Source organism: Cyclobacterium plantarum (genome assembly GCF_011290685.1).
Taxonomy (GTDB): domain Bacteria; phylum Bacteroidota; class Bacteroidia; order Cytophagales; family Cyclobacteriaceae; genus Cyclobacterium; species Cyclobacterium plantarum.
This window is the reverse complement of sequence record NZ_JAANYN010000004.1, coordinates 91286-115241: the sequence shown is the minus strand read 5'-3', so window position 1 is coordinate 115241 and position 23956 is coordinate 91286. Positions and strand designations below refer to the sequence as shown.

Genomic DNA, 23956 nt, shown 5'->3' with positions numbered 1-23956 from the left:
GCAGCAACATCCGTGGCTCTTTTTATTTGGAAAAGACTTTTTACATAGGCAGTTTGAACTTTAAGATGACATATCAAATTTTAAAGTGACCCGGTCCTCATCCAACTTGAATCTAAACCGGGCAGAATAACTCAATCCTTCCAGTACGCCTTCAAGCGTCTGATCTACAAATTTCCCTGATAGGAGTACGCCTCTTTCGGGACGATTAAGTACCTCTATTTGAACTCCGTACCAGTTTTCCAACACCCTAATGGCTTCCCCTATGGGCGTCTGTTCAAAAAGAATGGTCTTTCTGGTCCATGCCAATACCTTCTCCTCCTCTATCTGGTGCTTACTATGGGCCTGCTCACCTATGCTAACATTCAATCCCTCGCCCGGCTTTAGGATAATTTCCTGAGATTTCTCAAAACCCAACGCCACGTTCACCTTTCCAGTGAGCAAGGCCACATCAAGTGGCTCATCGTGATACGCGGTGATATTAAAGGAAGTGCCTAAGGCTTTGGTAGAAACCGGTCCTGTCTTTACGACAAAGGGTCTCAAGCTATCTTTGGCCACTTCAAAAAAAGCCTCGCCAATTAAAAACAGCTCCCGCTTGTCCGCTTCAAAATTCTTAACGTACCGCAACGTACTTCCCGAATTGAGAATCACCCTGGAGCCATCCTGTAGCCTAAGCGTTGACTTTACACCCGGAGGGACTGAATGCTCTTCATAAACCAGTGGGACTTCCACAAATTCTTCTTCAGGATATTCAAGTAGAAAATTGCATAAAATCCCCAGTGAAAATGCGAAAACAAGTATACCGGCCACCCGATAAAACTGATAGCTGGCCTTATAACCTGTTCTTGTTTGTCTGTCTGCAAATCGCCTAAGGGTACTTTCCGAACTTATAGAGACGGTCCTTCTTTCCGCCTGCTCTTTTTCTGGTTCATTAATGAACGTATCTATTTCGGTCCATATGCCCTCTATGCGTGATTCACTAATTTCACCAAGGTTTCTCGATAAATTTATCAGCGCCCTCCGGGCCAACTTCATGTTTTCATATTTTTCCGGGTGTTTTTCCAAAAAAACTTCCCAGTAGGCTCTGGTTTCCTCGTCGGGTGCCAGGACCCATTTTTTAAACTCTGGGTCCAGCATAAAATCTTCAACTGTGTATTCGGTCTTACTCATAAAAGAAACCTTTCACTTATCTTAAGCCCGGAAACACCAGAAGTTATCCTCCGAAAAGAATAAAAATTTATTTTTTAACGATGAGTTAAACAACAATTCATCTGAAAGGAAACTTCTAACACCATCTATTTTTGATATTTTCTGGAATAGGGGTTATCGGGATGTAAACCGATCTAAACAGAACAAACCAGAAACGGATTAAAGCTGTTGAATATTAGATTCATTAAATTTTTTATGGCCATCAGGGATCAACCTATGAGAAAAAAATAATTCCAACGTCTAATTCACCAAAGAGGTAGGGTGATCAGGTAAGCCGCTACTGATATAATGGACTTTCTAAGTGTGGAGAGTGCTTTCCAAGCTAATGTGTAAACCGACCGAAGGTTGATACCCATCAATTTGGAAGTCTCCTCATAAGAAAGATTCTCAAAAAACAAATACTGAATAACTTCATTTTGCCGAATGGGAAGTTTTTTCAAGATGCTAGCTAACTTCTTTTGTACGGCTTCTTCCCGTTGCGCATTTACAATTTTTACTTCTACGCTCTCAAGCCGACTGGGAAAGTTTGCTGCAGCTTGCCTCTGCTTTTCGTTCCCCTTAAACGCCTTCTTTTTCTCTTTGTTTATTCGATTAGAGAGCGACCTGAACAAATACAACTTTACATTGTCTGTAGGTTTGATATTATTCTTATACTTCCACAGGTCAATAAAAAGCTCTTGAATGCAATCCTCCACGAATTCCGCATCCCCTGTTATGGAGGTGCCTAGTTGAAAAAGCACCTTGACATACTTTCTATATAGTTGTTCAAAAGCATGCTTATCTCCGGATTTCAGCCCGAGCCAAAGCTCTTCAGGACTGGTTTCCTGAGGTAGTGTATTTAACTTAGGAACAATTTGCATGCTATGATATTTGGGTTTATCCGCTTGAAGTTCTCTATTTTAACTTAAAAAGCAAATTATTTAAGCATTTTCATTTAAATATCTATAAACTGATCATGGTGTCAATTCACTTTTTTTGATGGTTCTTTGAAATATATGGCCACCATCTTCCCCTACCAGGCGGAATACAACAGCTGGATCTTCACTGGAAGGAAGAAAAGTAAATTCCCCAAAGGCAAACTCTCCATCAATGCCATACAACTGGGTATTCCAGCTCGGATTTTTGGCCGGAGGACCAACTCTTGCTCCTAAACTTGCGGCCTCAAATTCAAAAAATCCAAAATCGGATTTTCTGGGAATAGTAAACCCACGAGCTCCGTGCCTATCTCCTGAAATGAGCAGCACCCCGCTAATACCATTATCTTCAATAAAGTCAAAAATCTCCTCTCTTCCATCGGGATCATTAACGCCCCAGGAATCTTTGCCATTGGACACATAATCGCTCCACATGGTACCACAGGATAGGATGATAAAAGGTCCTTTACAGTCCAATAATTGCTCCTTCAACCAGTCCATCTGACTTTTACCCAAAAATGATCCTTTTTGACCTGTCCTGTAAAACCGGTTATCCGTCATGATAATATCAAAAGGGCCAATTCTTTCCCGGGTAAAGATCCCCTGACTTTTGGATTCCTCTCCATAGGAAGAGTTTACCCAGGAATGTTGAAATACTTTCCTTACTCCATCCCGGTCTATATCAGAATAACCTTCAGGTATTCCTGCTTTGTCATTGTCGAAATAATCATGATCATCCCAGGAAGCATAAACAGGAACTTTTGAAGCAAAGTCCTGCCAAGCCGGTAAAAAATCTCTGAGCAGGTAGTCGGCCCGGTGCAAACCCAGATGATCATTTCGGTCCTGTACCGCAATATCTCCCAACAATAACATGGCATGGTTTCCCCTATCCCTGATTTGTTCCAATAATTTGTGATTGCCCAAACCCCAACGATGGGGGCAGGAGCCAAAAGCAATTTTTACTTCTTCACTATTGCCCAATTCTGGTAGGGTTGTGATCACTTGTTCAACATCCGAAGGAATAACTTCACCATTGACAATGATTTTGTAGGGGTACCTGGAAGAAGGCTTCAAACCATCAACTTTTATTACGGCAGATAAATCCGTTTCAAAAGTAGCATATACGGGGCCAAAGATGAATCTTTCCTCTCCATGCTTTATTTCTACTTCGACCTTCGAAGGCTCCAAAGTTCTAACCCATACAGCTGCCTTTTCGGCTTTAATCTGGCCCAGCATAGGGCCTGCCAGGAGTTTACGCCCCTGCTGTTGCACCAGGTTTTTAAATGAATTGGAGGCCAGTAAATCGGCATAGGAACCATATTTGTTGGATGACAAAATTTGATAGGCCGATTCATACAGTGCTTGATCTGCATCGGGAGTGGTTTTCCAATATTTCAATATTTCCCTGCTATCCGTACTTTTATTCATGGGATGTCCTTGTTCTCCAAAATTCTGTGCAAGAGATGGAAAGGACAAGAGCAATAACAGGAACCAGGTGAAGCACAGGTCTATTGTTAAAATGGTTTTTCTGATCAAGGTCTTTTGGGTTTTTAAATGTCTGGTATTCATTACGCTTGGTAAAGTTAAAATATAACAAATGACGTAAATTCGAATCTGGCCATCCTCTTGGCTTGAGGTTTTTGCCTTGATCCAAAGAAATTGCTGATGCTGTTTTTTCTGGTTTCTTTTAACAAGGATCCTGATCAGGTTCAAATGTATTAATCCCTATGCTTCAAATTCTTCCTGATGCATTTCATTACCATTTACATCATAATGTCTGAAATCAATTTTTGGAATATCATTTTGACGGAAAACCTTAATGCCTAAAAATCCTCCCTTTACCCTCAAAAATTGGTGTTCGGGTCGTTTGTCCTCCTGTGCCCATCCCCCTGACTGTGCATCAGATACAGGCCCTGCACCAAATTCCCTCAGTCCGGTCTCCTGATCTATCGAAAAATACTGCCAATGCCTGTCCCCATTGACCACAAAGACTCCATTCATTTCCGCCAAAAACTGCCGCAACCAATTTCCTTCCTCGCTGAACAACTGATTGGCATGGTTGTCCATTTTTTTCTCTCTATCGGGCCCTACCACTGGTGTAGGCGAAAATAGTATTTTAAAGCTGGCATCAGACGCTTTCATGGTACTTGTAAACCACTGCTTCTGCTCATCCCCCCAAATAGTTCTACCACCTCCTGCAATGATTTCCCTGGGACTCCGAAATTCTCTGCCTTCCACCAACCAAACCTGTAAATCCTTACCCCACCTGAAGGTTCGGTACGGTTTACCTTTTAAAGGTACATTTTCCCGCCATACTTGAAGCCCCTGCTCTAAAGTAAACTCCCCCAAAGGATTGGAATCCGGAAACACATCATCTTTTAACAGGTCATGATCATCCTTTAGCATATAAATGGGTACATGCTGATAAAATTCCTTTAAAGACGGCCAGCCATCCATCGCATGCCATTTGTGCCGGGCCTTTTCCAGGTTATCCACCATGGGACCGATACGGTCGTAGTACACATAATCTCCGGTATGAATAAAAAAATCAGGTTTTAATTGACGCATGGCATCATAGGTTTTAAAGCCCCGGTCTTTGTCATCATGATTCCAGAAGTACTGGCAGGTGGAGGTGGTGAGCAAAAGTTCCGAAGGACTAGCTTCACTTCCTGCAGTCCTAAAGGATCCGGATTGGTGGGCCGTGACTTTACCTTTTTCTGCTTTACCTTCCAATCTCACCTTATATTCGGTAGCGGGTTCCAAACCTGTAAAGGGAAAACTGACCGTAAAATCCCCTTCACCACTTGCCTGTTGCCAGTCAGACACCTGCTTGTCTCTCTGGTTTTCCACAATTGCCCGTACCCATCCGGGTGAACCGGTCACTCCACCATCCATTTCCCTGACTGGCATTTGTTCATTAAAATCAATGGGGTATTCGTTATTCTGACTTTTGTGCTTTTCTTTCGGATGGATGAGTGGATTGGGTTGTTCATTGGCGCATAATCGGGTCCAAATGATGGCTTCATTTTGGGAAACTTCCATTACTTTAAATCCATTGGTGAAATATACCCGGTAATTCCCCAATTTGAAAGGGGCTCTGGCCCGGATCGTATTTACAGGTGTGATCAAACCGCCCGTCAGCCAACCGATTTTTGTTAAAAATGAGCGTCTGTTTTCCGCCATAATTTCCAGGTATTTGATTGTTGATATCTATCTTATTTACGCCAAAATCCCTATAATTACTATTGCAAGAAATAATAAATTTCTTTTGCCTTGCCGAAGTCGATCGGTAAAGTCAATCGATTTTGTTAAAGATAAATAATTTAAATTTTTATCTTTACCCCTCTCCCAGAACCGTTTATACGGGCGTTATCACCCTGTACATACTTGTCAATCGGGTTTTCTTCTGGCTTAGGGCAAAAGCTATTCTTTGAGATAGGTTGTGGCTATTGCCGTATACCTCGCCACATCGCTCTTTCTAAAGGAACAAACAGCAGCATGTCGTCAGCATGCCAGACAATTCGTATACCTAAGCTCTTCATATATTGGTCAAACCTGCCAAGATAACTGTTGGTCAGCGAGGGAGATATGATTCCGTCTTGTAGACAGCTTTTCATATTTGGTTCGAACTACCCCGACTGTCTGTCATAATTGATTCACTCTCGTTGTGTTCATGGAATTTACTAAGCCTTCATTCACATCCTGCCATTGCCAGCAACGCATTGGCTTCGTATAGCCTAGGTTTCGGTCAGCTGGCGCAGCTTTCTCTCGAGCTGCCGGATAGGTTTGCATACAGGGCAAACAAAAAGGCAGACGGTAATCCGTCTGCCTTTTTGTTTGTGGTCTATCCCATGGGATCTTGCTTTCTTAGTAGCCTGGGTTCTGCACCAGGTATCCTTCGGCTGCTGAAGCGCCGTCGATTGCAGACTGCGGAATCGGGAATATCCGCTTCTGTACGTCGCTGTCCGTTTTCTCGGTCCAGGTATCTTCATACTTACCGAAACGGATCATATCCGTACGCCGCTGATGCTCCCAGTAAAATTCAAAGCCACGCTCGCGGAAAAGGAGATCCAGGTCCATCGATGTGAGGGGTGGCGGCGTAACTGAAGGTCTAGCGGTCCGGGAAGCCCGCACCAGGTTGACATCCGACAAGGCTCCACCTGTATCGCCCATACGCAGTTTAGCTTCGGCGCGCATCAGGTAGCAATCGGCCAGACGCAGGATCACCAGGTCGGCTTCTCCTTTGTTTCGGCCATCATCTGAAGACTTGCTCCACTGATATTTTTCAACCCTGAAACCGGTATTATAGTCGCTGCCCTCCGCAGTGAAGTTGATCTCCTCGGTAAAATCTACAAAAGCATTTTCTTCCGCGCGCCGCCAATCGCGCAACGGCCCTATCTTGTACCTGCCATCAGCTGTCTGGATGAATGGCAACCTTCTTCCCGTATTTTGCAATCCATATTGTAATCCACGATAAATACCGCGATTGACCTCAAAATCGTCCGCGGCGATGGCAGAATCGGCCGGGATGACCATTCTTTCCCAATAGAACCGGGCATCAGCCTCGGCAGGATCCGTATCGCCGTAGGCCTGCTCCCAGGACTGGTACCAGTCAGGCGTTATTCCCGGCCCATCTGTACCATTGCCTCTCGGAAACAGCGGATTACCGTAAAAATTGTCCGACATGGAGAAATAGGACATCCGGTTGTGTCCATTCAGATCCGGTCGCTGATCGACTGCAAATACCAGCTCCGGATTGTCATGATTATCATTATTAAAATTGGCGAAGAACTCCGCGGACAGGCTGTATTGGCCATCGTTAATGACCATGTTACTGTAATCAATAACCTTAATCATATCAGCTTCAGTGAAGTTAAAGCTGGCAGCATACGGATCGCGCCACACCGCAGCATTCAGATGCAAGCGGGCCAACAAGCCATACACACCGCCCTTGGTGAGTCTTCCGGGGCCAACATCTGTTCTCAGATCTGGTACAACTGATTCAAATTCAGTCCGGATATATTCTACCGCATCGTTTCCACGGAGAATTTCAGACAGTGCCCCTGCATCATCCTTCTTGAATGTGATGCCCCAAAGATCGAGAACAATCATATTGTAAAAAGCCCTGAGGGCTCTTACCTCCGCGAGGAACACCCTGGCTTCAGGGTCGGATTCCACCAGGGGCGTCAGTATGTTGATTGCCGTGACCGTCCTGGAAATCATCACGGTGAGGTAATCCCAGCATTGCTGGATATTGCTGTGTACAGGACCCCAGGTATGCTGGTGCAATTCGAGGTAGATGCCGTTGTCGCCCCAGTCCCTTCCACCACGATACGGCAAGATCGCCTCATCGGTGGTTATTTCCTGCACGGCAAAATACCTTGTATGCCTGTAGAACTCCGGCAACATACCGTAGGCCGGCGCTACAACCCCTCGCACGAGATCACTTTCCTGCCCCCCACCACTTAGAGATTCATCCAGGATCTGCTCCTGAAGGTCCGTACAACTGCCAATTAACACCGCAATTGTAAATACGATTAGTTTTATAGTATTTTTCATGGTACTATTCACTTTTGGTTAATTAAAAAGATACGTTGAGCGACATAACAAATGTCCTGGCCCGCGGATAACCGTTCAGGTCGATCCCGGCCGACTGAATCCCATCCACCGAGCGATCCTGATTCACTTCCGGATCAAACCCCGTGTATTCTGTGATGAGGAATAGATTCTGTCCAGTCAACGATAAGCGCAATTCTTTCGCCCAACTTGCGATACCGAGGGCATCGGTATTGAAATTGTACCCCAAGGTCATATTGTTCAGGCGAAAGAAGGAACCATTTTCCAGATACCTTGTAGAAACGGACGAAGAATTGATGGTACTCTCTTCGGGAAACTCCACAGCTTTATCGGTCGTATTGAGGGAGTTAGCTAATTTTGCCTTGTAGAATTTATTCATCGCCGTATTGTTGTAAACCATATTGCCTGATACGCCGTTGAAATTCATGCCGAGGTCAAAATTCTTGTAATTGAAATTCAGGAAGAAATTATAGGTCATATCCGGCAAGGCGCTGCCTACAACCATTCGCCCGCCGTCTTCAGAATCCTCAAATATCGATAAGCCATCCGAGCCTATACCAATGAACCTTTGCATGTAAAAAGTACCGATCGGATGACCATTGATCAAACCGTTTATTGTGGCACCTGTAAGTCCCGATCCCTCCGCACTACCTGTTGTTACGATCGTGAAGGGCGAGTCCTGCACCTCATTGTTGATGAACGTAGCATTACCCCCAATGCTGTAAGTTAATCCACCCTCAGTGCGTTTTTGATAATTCAGTGCAATCTCCAGACCCTTGTTGATTATCCGCATATCCTCGACATTGGTCCAGTAATCCGTGGCAGGCTGAATTGGGTCTGGTGGCTTCACTTCTAATAAGATATTATTGGAGACCTTATTGAAATAATCTACTGTTCCTGAGAGTGCGCCTTCGAACAACTCAAAATCAACGCCCACATTCGTTTGCGTAGAAACCTCCCACTGCAGGTCGGGATTTGCCAGTCGAACAAAGGCCGTTCCGGCTGTGTAGGGTGGCTCCTGCCCACCCAGGGGGTAGCTATCCTGGTTCGATATCCGCGTAGTGTACGATGCCTTCGTGATCTTGTTGGGAATTTCCTGATTACCGGTCTGCCCCCAACCAACCCGGAGTTTCAACTCGCTAAACGGTGACGACTGCAAAAATGCCTCCTCGGACAATCGCCAACCGGCTGCAAATGAGGGGAATGTCCCGTACTTATTGTTCGCCCCGAATTTGGAGGATCCATCTGCACGAATTGTTGCCGTAACCATGTATTTGTCCCGGAAATCGTAATTGGCTCTTCCGAAAAACGACTGCAGCTCATTGATATTGGCCGATCCACCCGGGGGGTTGTCCACCAGGTTCAACCGCTGCCCAAGACCGGGATTATAGCGTGGTTCTATACCATTGTCGCTGAAAAGATCCACGCTCCAGAATCTCGACCTGTTGTAGATTCTTTGGTAGGAGTGTCCGGCCATTACGGTAAAGCCATGGTCGGTTCCAATACCGAAATTGTAGGTCAAATAATTTTCGATCAGTGTGTTTTCACCATCTGAGAACCCCTGCTCCAAACGCCCTTCTTCAAATGGGTCCATGTTGGGCATGTTTTGATTATCAGAAGCACTTGATCGGGTGTCATATCCTAAATTTACTTTGTACACCAGACCTTCCATTATTTCAAGGGAAGGTGAAATACTTAAAAGCGTGCGCCTCGTTTCTCTGAAGTTCGTATACAATTCTGCGGTATATAGCGGATTCATCAGGTCCGGATATCTAACCGGATCGCCATTGGCGTCGCGAGCGGGATAGGTGGGGTTGAATTCCAGCATTTCAGAAACCAGGCGACCTTGTGGTGCATTTTCACCTTTTTCAATGCTTGAACCAAGATTGAAATCTATACTTAACCGACCATCCCATAATTTTTGTGTGGCCCCGATCCTTCCGCTGTATCTTTTGAACCCGGTATTGAGGACAATACCCTGCTGATCGAGATACCCGAGCGATGCCCGATAATTAAAATTCTGGCTTCCTCCCTGAAAAACCATGTTATGGTCGTTGGTAAACGCAGTCCGCGTCAGTTCATCCTGCCAATAGGTATTGCCACCCCTATCTTCCAATATACCTTCCACTGCATTGACCTGTTGACGAAACTCGTCCGCAGAAAAGACGGGTATCTCTCTCGCCATGTTGGATACACCGAAATTGCTATTCACGGAAACTTTAGAGACACCTGCCGAGCCTTTCTTTGTGGTGATAATTACGACACCATTGGCACCACGGGCACCATATATGGCAGTTGCGGAAGCGTCTTTCAACACGTCGATCGACTCGATATCTTCAGGATTTAAAAAATTCAAAGGACTGTCTGCACCTCCCGTACCCGCAAGTCCCAGGGGAAAACCGTCAACTACAAACAAGGGGCCGGTACCCTGCCTGATGCTACCCTGTCCGCGGATGACGATCCGCTGCCCACTGCCGGGGGCGCCGCTGGAAGAAGTTACATTGACACCAGCTACTTTGCCCTGCAAAAGCTGTCCAGGGGAGTTCATAATACCTTTGTTGAAGTCATCGCTTTTCACGGATGCAACCGACCCGGTAATGTCCTTTTTCTCCTGGGTGCCGTAACCAACCACCACAATTTCCTCGAGCGAGGTAACATCGGGCATCAAAATTACATTTAATATACTTTGATCACCAATTTCAATGCGCTTCGATTGGTAACCAATGAAAGAAAACACTACCGTAGCTCCGTCAGGTACATTTAATCTGTAATTTCCATTCAGGTCGGTAACGGTCCCAACAGATGTCCCCGGAATGGAGATCGTTGCACCTGGAATGGGATCGCCATTTTGGTCAGTTACTGTTCCGGATATTTCGATATCCAGCCATTTTCTGTTATCAACCCGCATTCGGCTTGTCTCAGAAGATACCATCCTAACCTCACTCTTTACCACATAAATCTGTTCGTTTACCCGCTTGAAATCATAATCGACCTGTTCGGTGATTTTTTTAAGCATGGTTTTAAGGTCTGTAGATAAATTGAGGGTAATTCGGGACCTGTCCCTTTCCACCTCCTGGTTGTAGGCAAACACAAAATCGGTCTGCCGCTCCAGATCTGCCAACACGTTGACCAGTTTCTGGTTTTTGCTTTGTAATTGGACATGATAGTCCTCCATGCTCTGACTGGAACCTGTTTCTGCCATAATTACCTGAATAACAAGTAATTGTAACAGAAAATACTTTAAGGTTTGTTTGGAGTAAAGCACAATTAGCCTTAGTAAATTATTTTTCATAATTTTAATTGTTTATTGTTAAACAAGGTGGTTTCACCACCAATTCCGGTCCGGGACTGTTGCAGCAGTTCCGGATTTTTTTGAATGTAATTTGCGCTTATCACATAGGCTGTTAATTTTTAAATTTTACATTTTTTATAGGTTATTTTCAGTGCCCTTTCACCGGTGTTTTCCACTTCAAATTCCGCCAGATTTTTCAGTCCGTACAATACGGCAAACAAGTTCCCATTGGCATAGGTCGCCTTGATCTGACATTGATCCATTCCCTTTCCTACCAACTCGACCTTGTAATTGTATATGGAAGCAAGCCGCTGTATCACTTCATCAAAGGGTTCCATATCAAAGGATATGGATTTTGCTTTCCAATCCAGAAAGGAATCTGAATCCATTTCCTCCACAATAAAGCTTTCGACATCAGGATTGGCTGTGGCCATTTGCCTGGGGAGTAGCTCCAGCCCAGGCTCCTTAATGTCCGAATCCTGATGAAAAACAGCTACCTTTCCACTTTGCACCGCCACCCTTACTGCCGAATCCTGATGTGCCCTGACATTAAATGCCGTTCCTAACACTACCGTTTTTATCCCCTGGCTATTCACTCCAAAGGATGCTCCATTCTGTTTTACCACCTGAAAAAAAGCCTCACCAAGCAGCTCGACTTCCCTCTTTCCATTGATAAATCTTTTGGGAAATCTCAGGGTGGTATTGGTATTTAAATAGGCTATGCTGCCATCCGGAAGCGTGATGGTAGCCTTTTGCCGTTCATTGGTGGTCCTTTCCTCCCATTCAATGCCAGGTTTGGTATCCTGCACCTGGTAGATCAGGAAGGCCAGGCCCATAAATAACAAAAGTGATGCAGCCCATTTTATTTTTCCCCAACCGAAATGTGGGGAAGCATTTCGGGTATTAAGGCGTTCATAGATTGCCGATTTTATTCTGTATTTGATTTCTGTTTCTTCGCGAGTTTCCATTTCCCAGTCCAACTCCCGGTGCTGAAGCTGGTCCATAATTCGGAGCAGTTTTGCTTCTTCTATTTGATCCAGCTCACCCTTGTTTCTTTTTCTAAGCAGCCTGAGGAATTCTCTTTTCTCCATATCATATAGCTTCTAAAGGAAAGTACCCTTAATCTGGAAAACACTTACATGCAAGGCGAAAAAAAAAATATAAAATGGAGAAACAGCCAATTTTAGCTAAGACAGAAAAGATATAAAAAGAATTAAATGGTATAAATATTAATTAATTCAAAATATAAGTAAAATAAGACCATCCGAAATCAGACACAACCATACATATATTTGGCCAAGATTTTTTTTAATGGATTTTAACGCTTTATATAAATGGGCTTCCACCGTTCTCACTGAGATATTCATCAGCATGGCGATTTCCTGGTTGGACAATTCTGCATCCCGACTCAACCGAAATACCTCTTTGCACTTTTCAGGAAGCGCATGAACACTCCTTTTCAATATATTATCTACCTCTTCATATTTCACAAAATGATCTGCTCCAAGTTGGTCGGGAAGATGTAAAAAAATAGTTTCCAAATCTGATGTTTGCTTCAGGTTCCGGATCATATTCAACACCTGAAATTTGACTGCCCGGAACAAATAAGCCTCCAGATGAACTATTTCTTTACTTTGGGCGCTTTCCCATAAACTTAAAAAAACTTCCTGAACAATATCTTCGCAAGCCAACTGGTCTTCCAGAATCTTGAAGGCATACCTATATAATCGCTTCCAATACCTTTCGTAAATGGTATCAAAGGCTTTTCTGTCTTGCTGACACAAGGCCTCACATAGGGCTTTATCGGTTATTTTGGTTGGGGACATGCTTGTCAAAGAACATCAATTTAGAGTTTTTTTGCGAATCAAAAAATGGTAAAGTTTAAAAATAACGGATCATCACCATTTTCTTCAAATCCCAAAAGTTTTTGTAGCGCAAAAAAGGATCCCCCTCCTGAATGGCCGATAATACCGGGAAATGCAGTGAAGCAAAGGTTACCAGTAAGATGTACCCTAAGCCGTAAATCGGGATTTTAAATACCTAATTCCACCTGAAACCGCCAAATGAAATTATTCCTTGCAGGGTTTGGCCTTTCACCGTAAGTTCCTAATAACTCATAGGTAAAATCGCTCTGGAGCTTTAATCTGTGACCCCGAAGGTATCTTGTAAGTCCAACTGTAATGTGCTGTAAATCGGGTTCATAAAGCCTGACCTGCCCTCTTGGATTCAGGCGGGTGTATCTTCCGGCAAACTCCAGGTCATTGGGCAAGAGATAACTGGCCTGAAAATTTTGGCCCAGGCCATTGTAAACATACCTTACATCATTTTCATCATTGAAGGTCAGCGGATTTTCAGAGGTACGGTACAAAAATTCACTGGCGAAGGCAAAGCCCCTGTATTTAAACAACCAATCACTCATATAGGTAGTCATATCAGTAGGTTGATACAATAAAACTCCGATTTGACCGCCCGTCCTTAGGGTATTGTAATTTTGATTCAGAGTCATCCCAATGGATAATTTAGGCGTTTTCTCACGCATCAAATCACCCTCAAAGTAATCCCCAAAGGCTTCGAAAAGGCCGAAGGGCAACAGTTCAATTCTTCCCGTATAAGATAACTCCGAAACTTCCTGGAAAAAATTCCTTCCCTTCCCGGTACTGATCGCTCCCAAAAGCACATAATGAAATTTATTTTTCAATTGGCGGGCATATTTCGCCTGGATTCCGAAGTCCCTGTCCACATTGAGCGTAGCGTTGACGATGCTACGGTCCACAAATTGTAAATCTCCTGAGCTGTTTACTCTTTGACGGTTTCCAGGAAGCTTGGTCTGTCCCAGTCCCAAAGTAAGGTTTTTATTGACCTTGTAAAAAATCATGGCATCCCTGAGGATATTTGGAAATTGGGTTCTTTCCCAGTCCATGTCTTCAGGAGTGAAGGATAGCTGAATCACATAGGTTACCCTGGGATGGTAAACAAAGCCGTCAAAGCGAAGCCTGAGTCGCCGCACTTTCCCTTCAATATTTGCTGGGTCGCCATCATTAAAATTAAAAACCGCCCTGTTTTGAATCCTAAACCGAATATTCAAGGCAAAAACACTGTCTGGTGAAATTAGCCCAAGTCCTTTCCCAAAAGTAAAATAGGGCACCTGAGTAAACTGGGTAGGTGCATCGATCATTGCCTGTAAGCTGTCTGAAGATAAGGTATCCTGCGCTTTGAGGGGCTGACAGGTCCATGAAAAAATAAAACAAAGTACAAACAGCTGTAAAGATAAAAGGGATCGGATCATGGTTGATGAAAATGGTTGACCGCAAAAATAGGAATTAAACCCATTACCGGAATTGCCGTAATTAATTTTGGATCAAAAAAGCAGGTTATCTGTGGAAAATCCATCAGACATATTCATATCTGGATTCCGGAAAAATCCCCCATTGCCCGATTGGCATCTTGTAGATATGTCCATCTATCTACTGAATGCTGTGATCTTTCCCGAAAAAATTCAAATGTTTTACATAAACTAAAATTGCCTTCAATCAATAGATAGGTTTTATTCTCTTTATTCCAAATTTTTCGGCCTGCTCCATTGCTGCGGCAATGTCGTTTACAAGGGGGAAATCTACTCCCCAATCAAAAAGAGTCTTGAAAACTCCCACATCATCGGAACCAAAGTAATTTACTTTGATTCCTTTTTCATGTAACATCCGAACATAATCCTTGAACTCAGGAAAGATCTCTCCCCTGAGCTGAATGAAATTTGCTCCCATATTTATCGTAGCAGCTACATAATCCATACCTCCGCTTAACCTTTCCATATTACAGATCAATATCGACTCTGATGCCTTTCGGGCACCAAGACGCGATTGTTCCTGTACGGCAAGGAATGCCTGATGAGTCCTGCCCTTTTCTTCAAGCAGGCGGGCAACGCTATATCCCAGGGATTGTCCCCCTCTTATGTGAATGTTTAACCAGATATTCCTGGGCATGAGCTGCAGCACTTCCTCCAGTAATGGGATTTGGGTACCGGCAAATCGACTGTCCTTCCAACTCCCAGCATCCAGATTTCTTAGTTCGGACAAGGTCAAGTCAGCTACGGCTCCAGTTCCGTTGGTGGTGCGATCTACCGTAGCATCATGCATCAGCACCAATGCCGAGTCCCTACTAAACTGCACGTCCAGCTCGATCATATGGGCTCCCACTCGTAAGGCTTCCAGAAAAGCGGGAATGGTATTTTCAGGATGTGTGGCCATGGCACCTCTATGGGCGCAAAATCCTTTATCTGGCATTTCGATACTTTGTGCCAGCAATGCACCAGTACTTAGCACAAGAAGAAAAGTGTAAAATATTAATTTGTAAATCATTTCAGATGGCGCCGTTGGGAATTTGGCTTTTTTAAAGGTACTTTTCCAAAGCCAATTCCAGCCCCCTCAATTCGGCCAGACCTTTCAGCCTGCCAATACCCGAATAACCCGGAATAGTTTGTTTTTGCAAATCATCCAGCATTTGATGCCCATGATCGGGTCGAAATGGAATAGGTTTATCTCTCTTTCGGTTTGTGCTTACCAAAATTTTCATGACGCGATACATGTCCACATCTCCATCCAGGTGGTCTGATTCATGGAAATTGCCCAGGGAATCCTTTTTGACATTCCTCAAATGAACGAAATGAATGCGATCGGCCATGGCTGCAGTAATCGCAGGCAAATCATTTTCTTTTCCCGCGCCGAGTGATCCTGTGCAAAGACAAATTCCATTGAACGAATCCTTGATGGATTCGGTAATAAATTTCAGGTCTTCCAATCCGGTAGCAATACGGGGCAAACCCAAAATGGAATAGGGTGGGTCATCGGGGTGCAGGGTCATGGTAATACCGCCTTTTTCACAGGTACTTTGTATACTTCGTAAAAAGTAAAGTAGGTTTTCACGCAAGCCCGCCTTTCCAATGGTCTGGTATAAGGAAATACTGGCGGTAAGCCCTTCTAAGGTCATGCTTTTCTCCGTAGGCACTCCCATAAGGATAATGTCGGACAGTTCCTGCTTCCTTTCAGGAGACATAGCGATCCAACTTTGCTGCGCCTTTTCCAGGAGGGAAGTGGGATATTCTGCCTCGACTCTATTTCTTTTTAAGACAAACAGGTCAAAAGCAGCCAGATCTGCCCAATCGAAAGACAAGGCTTTGGCTCCGGATGGAAGTTCTCTGGCAAGATCGGTTCTTGTCCAATCCAACACCGGCATAAAATTGTAGCAAACCAGACCTATTCCTGCCTGTGCCAGGTGATCCAATGTTTTTCGGTAATTTTCCAGGTATTGCTCACAATCCTTTGCCCTGGTTTTTATGGATTCATGCACCGGGACAGATTCTACTACGGACCAAACCAGTCCGGCTGCTTCAATTATTTTTTTTCTTTCCAGAATTTCATCCAGAGGCCAGACTTCCCCGTGTGGAATATGATGCAGGGCAGACACCACATCAGAGGCGCCGGCCTGGCGAATATCCTGCAAGGAAACAGGATCATTCGGCCCAAACCAGCGCCAGCTTTGAATCAAAGACATACTTGTTTTTTATCTTTGTTAGTATTTAATATTTAAAGAACGTATTGCGTACCATAAGGATGCCTGTTGGGACGAGAAAGCATGGCGTTTGCCTCATCGTCATTTTTGAATTTTTCCCGGACAGGGTCCCAATACAATTTCCTGGGCAGTTTCATGGCGATATGGGACAGCAGACAGGCACTACAAGAACGATGGGCCACCTCCACTGGTGCAATGGTTTGTTCTCTGGAAACAATACAATCCAGCCAGTTTTTGTGCTGTTCTTCACTGGCATAAAGGTGAATCTCTTCCGGTCCAATTTCTGAAGTAAGTATTTTCTGATCGCTGGCTTTAAATGCCTCGCTGGCTTTCCCTCCGGGTACCGGATCACTATCCGTTACCCCAACGTTGCCCCGGGCGACGAAGATCCAGCCCTCGGTACCTTCAAACCTTACCCCATTGGGATAGTCCCCACTGACTTCCATGATCACATCATTGTCGTACTTGGCCGTTACTTTAAAATCTCCGTGTACAGTCCAAAGCCCTTCGGTAGGGAAAGAAGCTGTAGCCTCAAGCTCTACAGGACCTGAATACTCCTTACCCATACCCCAATGGGCGATGTCCAGATGATGGGCTCCCCATCCGGTGATCATTCCGGCACCAAACTGCTCGCACCTGAGCCATCCTGGCCTGGATCGGATATCAGACTGTGAATGCACCCTGTCTAAGGTATAAGGTACCCAGGGCGTAGAACCCAGCCACATGTCATAATTCAGGTTAGCCGGAACCGGCATTTCAACCGGGTTTCCGCCTGCCGGATCTCCGGGCAATCCAACTAAAATCCTCTCTATTTTACCTATCCTTCCGTTTCTTACCAGTTCACAAGCTCTTTTAAACTGTGGCCATGGATTCATGGAGCGCTGCTGGCTACCTATCTGGAAAATGGCACCGGTCCTGTGGATGGTATCGCTCATCATTCTGCCTTCCTCAATGGTTAGCGAAGTGGGCTTTTGGAGGTAAATGTCTTTACCCGCCAGGGCAGCCTCCATCGCTGGCTGAGCATGCCAGTGATCAGGAGTACTTATAATGACCGCATCCACATCTTTGTGGTTGATCATTTCTTTGTAATCTTCAAAGACTTTTACATCAACGTAATTGTTGTTGCCGGTTTTGTCTGCATAATATTTTTCTATCCAGTTTTTGCCCTGTCCCGCACGATCCCGGTCAACGTCAGCCACAGCGATTACCCTGGCAATGTCATTTTTCATGGTCTCAGGCAAATCATGTGTCATCGCTATCCGGCCAAAACCTACCTGACCTATATTGATCTTATTACTGGGAGCATTTTTTCCGAAAACGGATGCCGGCACAATAGTTGGAAATCCTGTAACGGCCAGGGAAGCTGCCAATGCTCCTTTGGTACTGGACTTCATAAAATTTCTTCTGGAAAGATTGGATTGTTTTTCTTTTTTCATGGAAACACACGTTTTGGTTATCCTGTTTATTGATTGCTTTTTTTGACTTTTGATTTATATTTGATCCTACTTTTTGACCAAATCATAATCTGGAAACCCCAGACTTTTTTACTCTTTATGAATGGTGATTTTGGGTTCATGTGCAAATTGCTGCCAGGCAGCTTCTGCTTCTTCCGGACTTATTTTTTTGGAAGAAACCAAAAACCTGTAAGTCAGCAAATACGTTTTTCCGGGATGAAGATCCCAATCCATATTTTTGGTTGGTGCAAAATTGGCATACATGTCTCCCCGGTCATAAATATCTTCCGGCCATATCCGTAAGGGTTCGGGATGGTTATAATTGGCCGGGTAAGACATCATCACCACTGCCGCATAATCCTCATCGATTTCTCCCTGTACGATGCACCACCTTGCCAGGCTGCCATCGGCAGACTTTCTATCCAAACCTTCGGAAGTGATCACTTCGCTATTGGTTCTGTCCCATTTTTCCGTAGCCCTCCATCCAAGGCTTCCATACCGGTATTCCTTCAAAATAACAGGGTGATCAGTGGCAGGATTAAGCAGTATACTTATATCAGCCAGGTAGTAATCCTCCTCTTCATCCAGGGCAAAAATTCTGGTTCCCTGAACCTCTCTCATGGCTATCTCCGGTTCAGTCCTGTTTTGTAACACCAGGTGTTCATGCAAAACCTTATAGCCGGCAAAAACCGCTCCCTCTGTCCTGCTAACGAAATTGGCAAACCGCACCGTCCCTTGTTTCTCCTTTAGGTTCCAGAAATCAATGGTCTCTCCCTTAAATTCAGCTCTTGTCCAGGGATTCCAAAGGCCATAATGATGGTAATGGTCTGGTGGTTGGATCCTGGTCAGTGACTTACCGGTGGGTGACCACATGGGATGAACAAAACCACTACGGGCATAAGCCGGGTCAGCGCCTTCGGGTGGGTAGGCGATGGCATGATTGTATTGCCACAAATCCTTTCCGCTCTTTTTAATGATCAAGGCTTTATCGGTTTGATCTATGCTCAAGCTGCCACTATCCAGGGTATTTTGTTTCTTATGGATCTCAAAAGACCTTTTTCTCTCCCCACTCTTCATGGGCTTCACCAACCAGTAAAGGGTCCTGCCCTGAATGTGATCAATCTGAAAGGGGACCTCCCGACGGTCTTCACCTGCTACCTCCATCAGCGTCAACATAGAATCCGATAGGTGTGTAATAGGATCTAGGGGAATGGACACCGGATAAGCAAAAGTAGACACAGCAGGCAGTTCTATTTCCAGGGTGGCGATTTTTTGAGCCATGCCCATAATTGGAAACGAAATAAATAGGAATAGAACAATGGGCTGTTTAAATTTATTCATATATTTAATGGAATGAGATTTTTCATTTTCTAACAAACGTAAACATATCAATATATTTAATTTGTTACAACCGATTTCATATAATTTTATGCCTCCAATTAACCATTTATTAATGTTAATTGCTCTGGTCAAAAAAAATATGGTTAAACTCCTGCCAAATAAAAGGAAAGTTCTCCTCCAAAAATCAACCGAAAGGTCAGGAATTGAATTTGAATTTTGTTAATATTAGGTGTTTTATTCTTTTTTAAGCTGAATTTTAGGTTTAAATAATTTATTCCAAATATTAAATGTATTGAAATCGGTTGCATACTTCTAAAATTATATCTATTATTAATTGCTCTAAGGACTAAAGTGAATTGATGAAAAAAGAAATCACCATTTATGATATTGCAGCAGATGTAGGTTTGTCTCCTACTACCGTAAGCCGGGCATTGAGCAATCACCCGAGAGTGAAGGAAGTTACCAGGAATAAAATTCTCCATGCGGCAAAAAATATGGGTTATCAATCCAATATTTTTGCCTCCAGTCTTCGTAAAAGAAGGTCAAAAAGCATTGGGGTTATTGTGCCCAGGCTCAACAGTGCTTTTCAATCTTCCGTTCTGGCCGGAATGGAAAAAATTGCGACTCAAGCCGGGTATAACCTGATTATCAGTCAATCCATGGAATCCCTGGAAAAAGAGATTTCCAATACAAAAATAATGTTCAACAGCCGTGTTGATGGCCTGCTTGTTTCAAAAGCCGGAACCACTGATAATATTGAACATTTTCAACCGTTTTTTCAAAAAGATATTCCTGTTTTGTTTTTTGACCGGGTTCCGGAAAACAACCATTGTACGGGTGTCGTCATTAACAATACCCAAGCCATTTACGATGCAACGGCGCACCTTATCAAAGAAGGTTGTAAAAGAATCGTCCATGTATTGGGCAACTTGCAAATCAATGTTTATGCAGATCGCTTGAAAGGGTATAAATACGCCCTGATGGATCACGGCTTCGTCTTCAATGCAGACAATGTATTTACCAACGAGCTGGACGAGGATTCAGGAGAACGCATCGTAGAAAAAATATTAAAGCTGAATCCCAGGCCGGACGGGCTGTTGGTTTCTAACGACACCAGCGCCGCCAGCTGCCTGATAGCTTTAAAGAAAAGAGGCATTAAGGTTCCTGAAGATTTGGCTATTGTGGGATTCAATAATGATTTGATTTCCCGCATGGTGGAACCCAACATATCCACCATAAATTATCCAAGTTATCATATGGGAGAAGTGGCCATGAAAAACCTGATCAACCACCTGGATGATGAAAATCAGGAAATCCTTCAAAAAACAAATACCATTACACTTAGATCTGCACTGATCATCAGGGATTCATCTAAAAGGAGGCACTGAGTTTTTGAAAAAACAGTCTTTCACGAATTAAGGGGCCTGACCATTGTACAAAAATCCCGGGTCCGTTATTGACCTTATATATTGGAATCAATGTCAAAAAAAGGTTAAAGGACAGCTCCTCGCAAATTTGATTCTCATGTGAAAGAAATCATTTGGTTTTTCCAAAAGCAACTACTCACTGATTAATTCATATTTCAGGGTTTTCCCTTTTTCTACAGCCGGAATCCCTTCTTCCATCCATAAAGGTGCAGGGGATCCCTTCAGGTAGTGGTCAAAGAACTGTGACAAGCGAATGCTCAAATCTTTTTTATTTTTCCTTTCCTTTAAATTATGGTCTTCATCGTTGTAAACCAGCAGCCAGGAAGGCACATTGTTACGTTTTAAACCCATGAAAAATTCTATACCCTGGTACCAGGGAACAGCCCCATCAGCATCATTGTGCATGATCAGAGTAGGCGTTTGGATCCTGTCGGCATAAAAAATCGGGGAGTTTTCGAGATACTGCATGGGTTTCTCCCAGAGCGTCCCTCCAATTCTGGACTGGGTTTGCTCATATTGAAACATGCGGCTCATACCGGTGCCCCATCTTATACCGCCGTAGGCCGAGGTCATATTGGCCACAGGAGCTCCTGCACCGGCCGCTTTAAACATATTTGTTTTTGTAATGATATAAGCTACCTGATATCCTCCCCAACTCTGGCCCTGGATACCGATGTTTGCCGGATCCACAAAACCCTTTGCCAGCATGGTCTGCACTCCGGGTACCACACAATCATAGGCACTCGGACCAGGTAATCCTATCTTATACTGTATGTCCGGGACGAACACCAGGTAGCCATTACTTACAAAAAACGGGATATTGATGACCGAAGCCGAAGGTGCTGGAGAACGGTATCGGTGAAGGGAAGTGGAGCTTCTTTCGTAAAAGTATACCATCATGGGATATTTTTTATCCGGGTCGAAATCTTCTGGTTTGAAAAGTAACCCATTCATCATGTTTCCATCATTCACCCGGTATTCAACCAATTCCACATCTCCCCACAGGATATTTTTTTGCTGGGTATTGATATGGGTCAGTTGCTTGCTTTTCTTGAACTTTTCACCTGCCAGGTACATATCAGGAGATTCTTGAAATGTTGATTTTTGGTAAATAAATTGGTTCAGGTCTTTGGCCTTTTTTAATCCATAATGGGCTGCATGACCATAAATCAGTTTTTCAGGTGAATTTTTTCCCCTGGGATCGGCCAGGAAAAAACCACTGTCCATTGTTTCCATATCCATACCGCTGAGGAACAAATCTTCCCCAAGGTCCACATAATGCTTATCGGGATCCAGGTCCAGCAGCCGGTATTGGATTTGATTTTCCTCACCATGCCCATTGCTGAGGTTAATGGGTGGTTCCACTCCTTTTGGATCTACCATCCATATATCAAATTTTCCATAAACCAAAAAATACTGATCATTTGCCGACCATCCTCCATGACCATTGCTACCAGGCAACGAAGGGCTATCGTGTAAATCATCGTAGAAAACATCCTCTAATCCTGCAGTCAGGAAAACCTTTTCCCTATTTTCCAGGCCATAAGCCACCCAGGCACTGTCCGGATTACTGTACCAAAAAGCATATTTTCCGGAGGGAGAGATTCTGGGGTTACCAATGATTTCCTTTTCCAATAATTCAGCTTTGCCAGTCTCCATGGATACCCGACGCAGGTCTTTTCCAATCTGAATATCCCAACTGTAATTTCTCCTGTAGGGACTGTCATCCAGAGCAATCGCCCAATCTCCTGTTTTGTCCCAGTTGAAATGCAAATTTCCGATTTCAGCATTGGCAAGAGAAACAACATGTCCGGCATCAACAAGGTAAACAGCGGCAAAACTCTCCTTATTCTTTTCTTCCAGTTTTTTAAGCTGCATGGGCTGTATTTCTTCATCCTGCCATCCCCAAATGTCAAGACTTACTCTTTCTTCATCCAGAATTGTAGTATCCGATTCATAGGTGTATTCCCTGGTTTTTTTTTGCCAGCCAAAAAATAAGCGCTTTCCGTCTTCGGAAAATTTCAATGGATAATGTTCACTTATATCTCCTTTTTTCCAATCTGTGTTAGGGACTACCATTTTCAGCCCCGTATCACTTTCACTGTAAAATACATCGAAGGACGCATTTTTATCCGAAGGAGCCTGCCTGCTTCCCAAAAAGGCAAATTGAGCGGCATCTTCCGAAAAAACCATGTTTTTATATTGCTTCAAACTGTCGGATAATGTAAATTCCTGTTCTGTTTTCAGGTTCAAAAGCTTGAGATGAAGGTACATATTTTCATCTTCCGCAAAATTTTGCACATAAAATAGTTTGGTACCATTAGTTGCAAAACCATAGGCGGAAACATTTTCGATGTATCTGGATGAGGAACCATCAAAGCTTTCGATATGCAAATTGAATTTTTTTTCATCTTCCTTTTCCTTCTCCGCATCATTATTTTCCGACTCAATCATTTCATGGGAGACCTCGTATGCGTACCATGTTTTATTCTTTGATGGCGTCTTGTAATTCTCTACGTGAGGAATTTTCCTTAATTCCAATTTTTTAAGATCAACCAACAACAAGGTGTCCTTTGGAAATTTATCTTTTTCAATCCTTAGAAGTTTCATTTTCCGAAGGGAATCCTTTTCGGGAGAAAGAAGCCCTATCGCCCAGCGGCTGTCTTCAGAAAATTCCATTTGTTTCAGCCGGGGAATTTCAAATGTATTGGAAGAAGAGGAAGAAGGGATCAACCTACCCCTGCCATCAGCTTCTTGAAGGCTTATTTCCACTCCCACCCATTTTCCATCATTTGAAATAATACTTCGGGAGATAGATTCCCAGACATCATAATCCCTGTGCTCCAAGGGCCTCTTGCTGTCCTGGCCAAATCCCACATGCATAATTGAAAAAAAGGTTATAAAGAACAGACAATAGAATGGTTTGGTCTTGAATGAAGTCATAGGAATCATTTTTATTAATTTTATTTAAGTGTTTATCGGAATAAATATGCTACCCGTTATTTTGATTAAAAAAGCTGGTTTTATTTCAAAAGAAATTTAATTTTAAACCTAAAATAATACAATCCAGGCAGCAAAGAAAGTTTAATTTTTTAAACGGAACAGCCAAAACGTTTATTTTCATGCATTTTAAAATTAAGCCTATTTGATGAGCAAATTGCCGAAATTATACAAAATAGA

At 43.6% G+C, this 23956-nt stretch carries 15 protein-coding genes; 1 reads left to right on the top strand and 14 read right to left on the bottom strand.

Going from position 1 to position 23956, the window contains the following annotated elements; all coding sequences use genetic code 11:
• Nucleotides 1–60: 60 nt before the first annotated feature.
• The 13 genes from G9Q97_RS10740 to G9Q97_RS10680 form a co-directional block, all read right to left on the bottom strand.
• On the bottom strand, nucleotides 61–1167 hold the full coding sequence (locus tag G9Q97_RS10740) for a FecR family protein (protein ID WP_166146701.1): 1107 nt from the start codon (nucleotides 1165–1167) through the stop codon (nucleotides 61–63).
• Nucleotides 1168–1451: 284 nt separating this feature from the next.
• Nucleotides 1452–2066 carry an RNA polymerase sigma factor gene (locus G9Q97_RS10735; RefSeq protein ID WP_166146699.1) on the bottom strand — a complete coding sequence of 205 codons (615 nt, stop codon included), beginning with the start codon at nucleotides 2064–2066 and terminating at the stop codon, nucleotides 1452–1454.
• Between the two features lie 93 nt (nucleotides 2067–2159).
• Nucleotides 2160–3689, bottom strand: coding sequence for an alkaline phosphatase D family protein (locus tag G9Q97_RS10730; RefSeq protein ID WP_166146697.1), 1530 nt, complete (start codon nucleotides 3687–3689; stop codon nucleotides 2160–2162).
• Nucleotides 3690–3845: 156 nt separating this feature from the next.
• Entirely contained in the window at nucleotides 3846–5303 is a 1458-nt protein-coding gene (locus G9Q97_RS10725) for an alkaline phosphatase D family protein (protein ID WP_166146695.1), read from the bottom strand.
• A gap of 684 nt (nucleotides 5304–5987) precedes the next feature.
• The gene (locus G9Q97_RS10720; RefSeq protein ID WP_166146693.1) at nucleotides 5988–7679 is read right to left on the bottom strand and encodes a RagB/SusD family nutrient uptake outer membrane protein; all 1692 of its coding nucleotides are present in this window, start codon (nucleotides 7677–7679) and stop codon (nucleotides 5988–5990) included.
• A gap of 22 nt (nucleotides 7680–7701) precedes the next feature.
• Nucleotides 7702–10989 (bottom strand): SusC/RagA family TonB-linked outer membrane protein, encoded by a 3288-nt coding sequence (locus tag G9Q97_RS10715; protein ID WP_166146691.1) that lies wholly within the window; start codon nucleotides 10987–10989, stop codon nucleotides 7702–7704.
• Between the two features lie 119 nt (nucleotides 10990–11108).
• Nucleotides 11109–12080, bottom strand: coding sequence for a FecR family protein (locus G9Q97_RS10710; protein ID WP_166146689.1), 972 nt, complete (start codon nucleotides 12078–12080; stop codon nucleotides 11109–11111).
• A gap of 147 nt (nucleotides 12081–12227) precedes the next feature.
• Nucleotides 12228–12815 carry an RNA polymerase sigma-70 factor gene (locus G9Q97_RS10705; protein ID WP_166146687.1) on the bottom strand — a complete coding sequence of 196 codons (588 nt, stop codon included), beginning with the start codon at nucleotides 12813–12815 and terminating at the stop codon, nucleotides 12228–12230.
• Between the two features lie 206 nt (nucleotides 12816–13021).
• Complete coding sequence (locus G9Q97_RS10700) at nucleotides 13022–14275, bottom strand: porin (protein WP_166146685.1); 1254 nt, start codon at nucleotides 14273–14275, stop codon at nucleotides 13022–13024.
• Between the two features lie 244 nt (nucleotides 14276–14519).
• A complete protein-coding gene (locus G9Q97_RS10695) occupies nucleotides 14520–15344 on the bottom strand; it encodes a glycerophosphodiester phosphodiesterase (protein ID WP_166146683.1) in 825 nt (274 codons plus the stop codon).
• A 31-nt stretch (nucleotides 15345–15375) separates the two neighbouring features.
• A complete protein-coding gene (uxuA, locus tag G9Q97_RS10690) occupies nucleotides 15376–16536 on the bottom strand; it encodes a mannonate dehydratase (RefSeq protein ID WP_166146681.1) in 1161 nt (386 codons plus the stop codon).
• A gap of 32 nt (nucleotides 16537–16568) precedes the next feature.
• On the bottom strand, nucleotides 16569–17990 hold the full coding sequence (locus G9Q97_RS10685; RefSeq protein WP_166146679.1) for a Gfo/Idh/MocA family protein: 1422 nt from the start codon (nucleotides 17988–17990) through the stop codon (nucleotides 16569–16571).
• A 108-nt stretch (nucleotides 17991–18098) separates the two neighbouring features.
• Complete coding sequence (locus G9Q97_RS10680; RefSeq protein WP_166146677.1) at nucleotides 18099–19349, bottom strand: DUF6807 domain-containing protein; 1251 nt, start codon at nucleotides 19347–19349, stop codon at nucleotides 18099–18101.
• Nucleotides 19350–19708: 359 nt separating this feature from the next.
• Between G9Q97_RS10680 and G9Q97_RS10675 the strand changes: the two genes are divergently transcribed.
• Complete coding sequence (locus tag G9Q97_RS10675; RefSeq protein WP_166146675.1) at nucleotides 19709–20737, top strand: LacI family DNA-binding transcriptional regulator; 1029 nt, start codon at nucleotides 19709–19711, stop codon at nucleotides 20735–20737.
• A gap of 171 nt (nucleotides 20738–20908) precedes the next feature.
• Here the strand turns inward: G9Q97_RS10675 and G9Q97_RS10670 are convergent, their stop codons facing one another.
• Complete coding sequence (locus G9Q97_RS10670) at nucleotides 20909–23659, bottom strand: S9 family peptidase (RefSeq protein WP_246255602.1); 2751 nt, start codon at nucleotides 23657–23659, stop codon at nucleotides 20909–20911.
• Between the last annotated feature and the right edge of the window lie 297 nt (nucleotides 23660–23956).